Source organism: Pseudoduganella sp. GW821-FHT11H04, from assembly GCF_058807935.1.
Genome location: NZ_JBXARE010000002.1, coordinates 492,200 through 499,227, shown reverse-complemented (window position 1 = coordinate 499,227; position 7,028 = coordinate 492,200). Strand labels below are relative to the sequence as shown.

Annotated in this window: 8 protein-coding genes and 2 tRNA genes; 4 read left to right on the top strand and 6 right to left on the bottom strand. The window is 59.4% G+C overall.

Translation table 11 applies throughout. The annotated features are described in order from the left end of the window. Positions 1 to 2: 2 nt before the first annotated feature. Positions 3 to 76 (bottom strand) — tRNA-Val (locus tag AC1RTP_RS06090). 36 nt (positions 77 to 112) lie between these two features. Continuing rightward, a tRNA-Val gene (locus tag AC1RTP_RS06085) sits at positions 113 to 189 on the bottom strand. 79 nt (positions 190 to 268) lie between these two features. Here AC1RTP_RS06085 and AC1RTP_RS06080 point away from each other — a divergent pair. The 3 genes from AC1RTP_RS06080 to AC1RTP_RS06070 are packed head-to-tail and all read left to right on the top strand — an operon-like array spanning position 269 to position 1,913. Continuing rightward, positions 269 to 1,177 (top strand): cation diffusion facilitator family transporter, encoded by a 909-nt coding sequence (locus AC1RTP_RS06080; RefSeq protein WP_498605663.1) that lies wholly within the window; start codon positions 269 to 271, stop codon positions 1,175 to 1,177. Then, positions 1,174 to 1,626, top strand: coding sequence for a DMP19 family protein (locus tag AC1RTP_RS06075; RefSeq protein ID WP_498605661.1), 453 nt, complete (start codon positions 1,174 to 1,176; stop codon positions 1,624 to 1,626). Before AC1RTP_RS06080 ends, AC1RTP_RS06075 begins: the two co-directional genes overlap by 4 nt. Further along, a complete protein-coding gene (locus tag AC1RTP_RS06070; protein ID WP_498605660.1) occupies positions 1,623 to 1,913 on the top strand; it encodes a hypothetical protein in 291 nt (96 codons plus the stop codon). The genes AC1RTP_RS06075 and AC1RTP_RS06070 overlap by 4 nt, the downstream gene beginning before the upstream one ends. On the opposite strand, the gene AC1RTP_RS06065 is transcribed toward AC1RTP_RS06070, so the two are convergent. After that, positions 1,910 to 2,413, bottom strand: a complete 504-nt coding sequence (locus AC1RTP_RS06065) for a lipocalin-like domain-containing protein (RefSeq protein ID WP_498605658.1) — start codon at positions 2,411 to 2,413, stop codon at positions 1,910 to 1,912. The genes AC1RTP_RS06070 and AC1RTP_RS06065 overlap by 4 nt on opposite strands. 97 nt (positions 2,414 to 2,510) lie before the next feature. On the opposite strand from AC1RTP_RS06065, the gene AC1RTP_RS06060 reads away from it, so the two are divergent. Then, a complete protein-coding gene (locus AC1RTP_RS06060) occupies positions 2,511 to 3,359 on the top strand; it encodes a LysR family transcriptional regulator (RefSeq protein WP_498605656.1) in 849 nt (282 codons plus the stop codon). A gap of 72 nt (positions 3,360 to 3,431) precedes the next feature. Here AC1RTP_RS06060 and AC1RTP_RS06055 read toward each other — a convergent pair whose 3' ends face one another. Genes AC1RTP_RS06055 through AC1RTP_RS06045 form a run of 3 tightly spaced genes read right to left on the bottom strand, consistent with a single transcriptional unit; the run spans position 3,432 to position 6,947 of the window. Further along, positions 3,432 to 5,681, bottom strand: coding sequence for a RelA/SpoT family protein (locus tag AC1RTP_RS06055; protein ID WP_498605653.1), 2,250 nt, complete (start codon positions 5,679 to 5,681; stop codon positions 3,432 to 3,434). Between the two features lie 26 nt (positions 5,682 to 5,707). Next, the gene (locus AC1RTP_RS06050; RefSeq protein WP_498605650.1) at positions 5,708 to 6,055 is read right to left on the bottom strand and encodes a RidA family protein; all 348 of its coding nucleotides are present in this window, start codon (positions 6,053 to 6,055) and stop codon (positions 5,708 to 5,710) included. 10 nt (positions 6,056 to 6,065) lie between these two features. Then, positions 6,066 to 6,947, bottom strand: a complete 882-nt coding sequence (locus AC1RTP_RS06045; protein ID WP_498605649.1) for an alpha/beta fold hydrolase — start codon at positions 6,945 to 6,947, stop codon at positions 6,066 to 6,068. Between the last annotated feature and the right edge of the window lie 81 nt (positions 6,948 to 7,028).

Below are 7,028 nucleotides of genomic sequence, written 5' to 3'. Positions count from 1 at the left end.
GGTGGGCGGTGAGGAATTCGAATCCCCGACCCCTTGGATGTCGACCAAGTATTCTAACCAGCTGAACTAACCGCCCGTTTGTCTTTTGCAATGGTACTACATTAAATTGTCCTGGTGGGCGGTGAGGAATTCGAATCCCCGACCCCTTGGATGTCGACCAAGTATTCTAACCAGCTGAACTAACCGCCCGAGAGCCAGCATTATAGAGAGCACTTCCCTCTATGACAAGTGTTTTCCGAAGAAAACATTACTGATATATTCAGGGGCTATGCAAAACCACGATTCCACGCACCTCCACGCTCATTTAGACGGCGACGCGCAACACGCGCACTTCAACGAACACCGCAGCCAAACGGCCCTTGCCGTTGCCTTGGCCATGACCTTAGGCTTTGCCGTGGTCGAAGTTGTCGCCGGCTTTATGGCCAATTCGCTGGCCCTGATTTCCGATGCGGGCCATATGGTGACTGATGCCGCTGCGCTTGGCCTTGCACTGATGGCGCAACTGATCGCCAAGCGCCGCCCTTCCGCGCGCTACTCTTTCGGCTTCGGCCGCGCCGAGGCGCTGGCCGCTTTCGTGAATGGCCTGGCAATGTTGCTGGTCGTTGGCTGGATCGTATTTGAAGCAGTGCAGCGCTTCTCCGCGCCGGTGCCGGTGCAAGGCGGCACTGTGCTGGTGGTGGCGGCGATTGGCCTGGCCGTAAACGTACTCGTCGCGTGGAGCCTGTCGCGCGACAAAGAGAGCATGAATGCGCGCGCCGCGCTGGTGCACGTACTCGGCGACTTGCTCGGCTCCGTTGCCGCACTGATTGCCGGCGGCGTCATCATGGCGACCGGCTGGATGCAGATCGACCCGATCCTGTCGCTGCTTGTTTCCCTGTTGATTCTCAAATCAACGATCGGCGTGCTGCGCGAGTCTTTCCACCACCTGATGGAAGGCGTGCCAGACAGCGCCGACTACGCCCAGATCGGCGCAGACCTGGCCGATGTGCCGGGCGTGCTTTCGGTGCACGACCTCCACGTGTGGGAAATGTCGCCAGGCCAGCCTGCACTGATCGGCCACCTCGAAATCAACGACCTGCAGGAATGGCCGCAAATCCTGCACAATGTCAAAGCCATGCTTCTGTCCAAACACGGCATCGATCACATCACCCTTCAAGCCGAACCTCACGGAAGATGACTACGCAAGCGTACGACGATGCCCTATTCCTGATTCGCCTCAATCGCAAGCTGATTGACGCCGGCATCGCTGCGCTAACGGACGAGCAAAGGATGTTTCTCGCCGTGGACATTCTCAACACGGCGGCAATGAATAACGGGCTTCTACACTTTTTCTATTACGACGGATACTTGTACGAATCTGCGGTTCGTGGTCTTGAACTGATCGGACTTCCAACAATCGCCGAGCGACTACAGGCATATGCCAAGACTGTATTCGGAAGCACCTACCCAATGGACTTGGCCACACGCCAACAAGTCCTCGATGAAATCGAACTCGAATCAGAGGCTGCCGACACCGCATTTGGCATACATTTCGACATCGAGCCGCTGGTCACCGAGGCCTTAATCAAATGGGCAACTGGAAATATGGAAGTGTTTGCGGGGCTTCCTGAACAGTCTCCACAATGATCATGACACTGATTGTCGCAATCACACTGATTATGCTAGGCCTGAACGTATTTGCGACGATCCTTGTTCGTCGGGATGAGTTCTCTGAGAAAGCTCAGCGTAGAGCGCAAATGCTCTTCGTCTGGCTGGTGCCGCTCATTGGGGCGATCGCGATTTGGGGAATGTATCGAAGCGAAGAAAAGTCGCCGGGCCGATACCGCGAAATCGCGGAACCGGATGACAACCTTGATCCGCCCGAATCGCCCCTCCAATCGCTCAATGATGCCCCGGACGGCGGCGGAGATTAGCGCGTTCGCCGCCAAACTGAAATTGGCACGTCCCCATCTGGGCGCGGCGGCACGCGCCACTCAAGTACATCGCCCTCCATCTTATATGCCCGTCGCTGCACCGTTCCATCCCATTGCGGGTTGGACGCGGCGGTAATGCGGAAGACAAGCTTGCCCTCCTCTACTGCCATGCTGCCGAAATGCGTGCTCATGGCGAGCAGCAGGCGCTTGTACTCGGACGGCTCCGCAGTACGGAAGTTACCCTCAAAAGGTGGTCGCTCGGCATGATAAATCTGAAGCGCGTAGCGGCCGTCGCTGCCAACGGTCAGCGTGCCGCGCGGCTTGGCGCCGTAGTCGTCGCTGCGGCTGCCGTCGCGATGCTCGCGATAGGCCCCGATTAATTCCCAGGCGCCAGCCAGGGCTGCTACGCCTGCAACACCCGCTGCACCCGGCGCGCCGCCACCTTCCGCCTCCATGGCGAAGCCTGGCAGCGCCAGCGCTGCGAAAATGAACCTCTTCATTGCAATCTCCTTCGGTTAATTGTGTTGAAAACGATAACCGGATTCACCTCGGAGCAAAATTGCAAAAACTTCGCGTCATCCGTGCATAATTGCACCGATGGATACCCCTGACTGGAACGACCTTCGCTACTTCCTCGCCGTGACTCAAGCTGGGTCGCTTTCGGCTGCCGCCAGGGCGCTCAGCGTCGAGCACACGACGGTTTCGCGGCGAATCGAAGCGCTTGAACGCGTCTTAGCCGTGCGGCTGTTTGATCGATTCGCACGAGGATGGGCGCTAACCGAGGCAGGCAAAGCCCTGCTGCCCCAGGCTCAGCGCGTAGAAAGCGAAGTGCACGGCTTGCTGCGCCGGGCTACCGGTGCGAGCGCTGGGCGCGGCACGGTCCGCGTTTCCGCGCCGCCAGCAATTGCCGCGCACTGGATCGCACCCGGCTTGCCGGCATTGCGCTCGCTACTCGATGATATCGATATTGAACTGGCCGCCGAACCGGCCCAGGTGGATTTGTCACGGCGCGAAGCCGATATCGCAATCCGTTTTCAACGCCCGCAAGCATCCGATATGGCAGTACGGCAGATCGCGAACATTCAATATTTTCTGTGCGCAGCACCTGAATATCTCGCCACCCGCAGCCCGGACGAATGGGAATTTATCGGCTACGATGAAAGCCTGGCAAAAACTCCGCAGCAGGAGTGGCTCGATGAATTCTCCGCCGGCCGGCGATTTATTTTAAGCAGCAACGATTTAGGCGTAATTACCTCAGCAACCCGCACCGGCTTGGGTGTAGCGGTGCTGCCCGATTATCTCGCCAACGGACTGATTATCCCCGACAGTGAATGCCCGGTTCAGCGCAAACTCTGGATGGTTATGCACGACGACGTCCGCAAATCCCCGCGCGTCCGCCGCACCGCTGACCTCCTCGCCGAATTGTTTGACCGCCCCGCGCGCTAAATGTTGGCGGCAACACGCCAATCCGTGGCATACCAAATGCGAACGCGTCCGAATGATGGACGCGAATCGCGGTCAAGCGCGGCGGGCTTCGAGGATGCCGGTGACTTCGCCGATGGCGGCGAGGGCTTTTTGAAGGTGGCTGGTGGCGCCGATCTCGACCGTAAAGGTCATGCGGGCCTGGCCTTTTGCCGATTGGGTATTAACGCCGGTGACGTTGATTTTCTCGCGCGAGAAAATCTCGGAAATATCGCGCAATAAGCCCTGGCGGTCGGCTGCCAATACGAATAGATCGACCGGGAATACGGTATCCGAACGCGCTGCGCCCCATTCCGTGACAATCACCCGTTCCGGCGCCTTGGCGCGCATTTCGGCAAAGTTTTTGCACGAGGCACGGTGGATCGATACGCCTTTTCCACGTGTGACAAAACCGACTATTGGATCGGGTGGCGCCGGCTTGCAGCATTTGGCCAATTGCGTCATCAGGCCATCGGTACCCACTACCAGGACGCCGGATTTGGCGCCTGACTCGACACTGGAATTGCGGCTCTTGCTGACTGCGACCTGGTCGGCAACTTCTTCCTCGGCCTCACCCGGATCGCGCAGGGCCATTTCAACGTGCCGAAGCGAGAACTCATCCTTACCAACGGACAGGAACAGGTCGTCCACCTTGGGGAAGCCCAGCTTTTGCGCCAGCGCTTCAAGGTTGACTGCGGTTTTGCCTTCGCGCTGCAGCGACTTCTCAACCAGTGAGCGGCCGTTTGCAACAGTCTCCTGGATGTCGATCGCGTGGAACCAGGCACGCACCTTGGTTCGCGTACGGTTCGACACCGTGTAGCCGGGGCTCAGCCAATCACGCGAAGGCCCGGCCGTACCGGGGGCACCTTTGGCGGTAATGACTTCACAAGTTTGACCGCTCTTCAGCGGCGTATTCAGCGGCACCATCTGGCCGTCGACGCGGGCGCCGCGGCAGCGGTGGCCGACATCGCTGTGCAGGTGGTAGGCGAAGTCGATCGGCGTGGCGCCAACCGGCAACTCGATCACACGTGCCTGCGGCGTCAGTACGAAGATGCGGTCGTCCAGCGTGGCCGACTTGAGCTTCTCCACCCACTCGCGCTGCTGGTCTTCGTTACCGACCACATTGTCGGCAACCTCAGTCTTCCAGGCCAGCAGTTGGCGCAGCCAGGCGATCTTCTCGTCGTACTGCTGCCCTTTGAAATTGGAGCCGCCTTCCTCCTTGTAGCGCCAGTGCGCCGCCACGCCGTACTCGGCGAAGCTGTGCATTTCCTGGGTGCGGATCTGCACTTCGAGGGGACGGCCATCGTCCGCCGTCACCACGGTGTGCAGCGACTGGTAGCCATTCGGCTTTGGACGGGAAATGTAATCGTCGAATTCTTTCGGGATCGGAGTCCAGATATTGTGGACCACGCCGAGCACCGTGTAGCAGGTCTTCACGTCGTCAACGATCACGCGGAAGGCGCGCACATCGTACAGCTCCGAGAAGTCCAGGTCCTTGCCCTTCATCTTGTTCCAGATGGAGTAGATGTGCTTGGGCCGGCCGAATACTTCAGCCTTGATGCCTGCCGATGCCAGTTCGGACTGCAGGCGCGCAATGGAAGACGTGACGAAGCTCTCGCGCGCCATGCGCTTCTCTTCCAGCATCTTCGCAATGCGCTTATAGGTTTCCGGCTCGATGAAGCGGAAGGACAAGTCCTCCAGCTCCCATTTGATCTGCCAGATGCCGAGGCGGTTAGCCAACGGCGCGTAAAGGTCCAGGGTTTCACGGCCGTAAGCGCGCGTCACTTCATCGAAACGCTTGATATCGGAGAAGTAACGCAAGGTGGTGCAGCAGGAAGCCAGCCGCACCAGCACCACGCGCATATCGGTGGCCATCGCCAGCAGCATCTTGCGCAGCGATTCGACCTGGGCAACAGCCTGCTGCGCCGCAGTCTTGGTGCGCGCCGCACTGCCGGAGGACGCCAGCGTCAGTTCGCGCAGGCGGATCAGCTGGCGCACGCCGGCTACCAAGTCGTTGACTTCCTGGCCGTAGCGCGGTTCGATCGAGGGAGCAGTGTCGGCGTCGAGCAATGTGAGCTCGAACATAAGTGCCGCGATGCGGGTTTCCGCATCGGTGCGCAGGATGGCCAGTGTGCTGGCGACCCCGATGGCGAATTCCAGGGCATCCTGCCCGTGACCGGTAACACGGCCGCTGTACGCCTGGCTGGCGTGATCCAGCGCAGCCAGCACGCGCGCGCCGTCGTCGGCGGATAAGCCTTGTACCAGTTGCTCCGTCGTTGCGCTATTGAGAGCCGCGATTGAAACCATTACGAGAACCTCTTACAACATGAACTTTATTTTTGTGCGGCAGTCACCACGATTTCGATGAGCCATTCAGGATTTGCCAGCTCCGCTTTCACGGTGGCGCGCGGCGGGGTATTGCCTTCGACAACCCACGCTTCCCACACTTCGTTCATTGCGGCGAAGTTGGCGAGGTCGGTGATGTAGATCTGGGCGCGCAGGATGTGCGCCTTGTCGCTGCCGGCTTCGGCCAGCAGACGGTCGATGTGGCCCAGCACTTCGGTGGTTTGCGCCTTGATGTCGCCCAGCTTTTCGGCGATCTGGCCGGCCAGGTAGACGGTGCCGTTGTGAACAGCCATTTCGGACATGCGCTTACCTACGTGAAAACGTTTGATTTCCATGCTCTTTCTCTTAGTGGTTCAACAAAAAATCTTTGGCGATCGCGATCTGGTCGGCATGCAGGAAGGTCGGCGCATGGCCCACGTTCGGAATTTCCACCAGCTTCGCTTTCGGGCCGCGCTGCGTCATCGCCTCGGCGGTCTCGCGCGACAGCAGATCCGAATTGGCGCCGCGCACCAGCAAGGTCGGGCAGCGGATCGCATCGTAGGCTGCCCACAGCATTGCTTCGTCGGCCTTGGCCGATTCCGGCGTCACCGATTGGAACGGCAGCGCCAGCCCCATATCGTAATGGCGCACCCACGAGCCGTCTTTATCCTGGCGCAGCACATCGGCAGCCAGCTTATGCCATTCCGCGTCGGTGTGCTCGCCGAAGGTGACCGAGACCATCTTCACGAACTCGGCGCCGGCCTTGAAGCTTGGGAAGCGCACTTCCTGTGCGATGTAGTCGCCAATGCGCTGGATCGCTACTGCATCCAATGTGGGGCCGATATCGTTCAATACCAGCTTGCTGATCGGGCTATCGGGCAGCGAGGCCAGGCCCAGGCCGATCAGGCCGCCCATCGAGGTGCCGAACCAGTCCACGGTCTGGCGTTCGCCGTTAGCCAGCACGCGTGCCAGCAGCGTCACCATATCGCTGACGTATTGCGGAAGACGGTACAACTGCGGGTTGACCAGGCTGCCGGAACGGCCGCGGCCCACCACGTCGGGGCAAACCACACGGTAATCCTTGCACAGTGACTGTGCGAGATTATCGAAATCGTCAGAAACGCGGGTCACGCCGTGCACGCAAACGAGCACGTTCGGATTGTCTTCCTCCCCCCATTCCTTATATGCCATCTGGTGCAGGCCAGACATGGAGAAACACTGAACGGACTTTATTTTCGCTTCTGGCATTCGGTTCCTCACTCCCCGCGCTATTGGATCGCTAGTGGTTTTTGCGCTACATTCTACATTGGCTAACAAATTATAGGGGAC

What these genes read in the sequence shown, in the direction of transcription:
- AC1RTP_RS06060 (WP_498605656.1), top strand. Translation starts at nt 2,511, where the DNA reads ATGGATACCCCTGACTGGAACGACCTTCGCTACTTCCTCGCCGTGACT.
- AC1RTP_RS06050 (WP_498605650.1), bottom strand. Translation starts at nt 6,055, where the DNA reads ATGGAAATCAAACGTTTTCACGTAGGTAAGCGCATGTCCGAAATGGCT.
- AC1RTP_RS06055 (WP_498605653.1), bottom strand. Translation starts at nt 5,681, where the DNA reads ATGGTTTCAATCGCGGCTCTCAATAGCGCAACGACGGAGCAACTGGTA.
- AC1RTP_RS06045 (WP_498605649.1), bottom strand. Translation starts at nt 6,947, where the DNA reads ATGCCAGAAGCGAAAATAAAGTCCGTTCAGTGTTTCTCCATGTCTGGC.
- AC1RTP_RS06075 (WP_498605661.1), top strand. Translation starts at nt 1,174, where the DNA reads ATGACTACGCAAGCGTACGACGATGCCCTATTCCTGATTCGCCTCAAT.
- AC1RTP_RS06080 (WP_498605663.1), top strand. Translation starts at nt 269, where the DNA reads ATGCAAAACCACGATTCCACGCACCTCCACGCTCATTTAGACGGCGAC.
- AC1RTP_RS06070 (WP_498605660.1), top strand. Translation starts at nt 1,623, where the DNA reads ATGATCATGACACTGATTGTCGCAATCACACTGATTATGCTAGGCCTG.
- AC1RTP_RS06065 (WP_498605658.1), bottom strand. Translation starts at nt 2,413, where the DNA reads ATGAAGAGGTTCATTTTCGCAGCGCTGGCGCTGCCAGGCTTCGCCATG.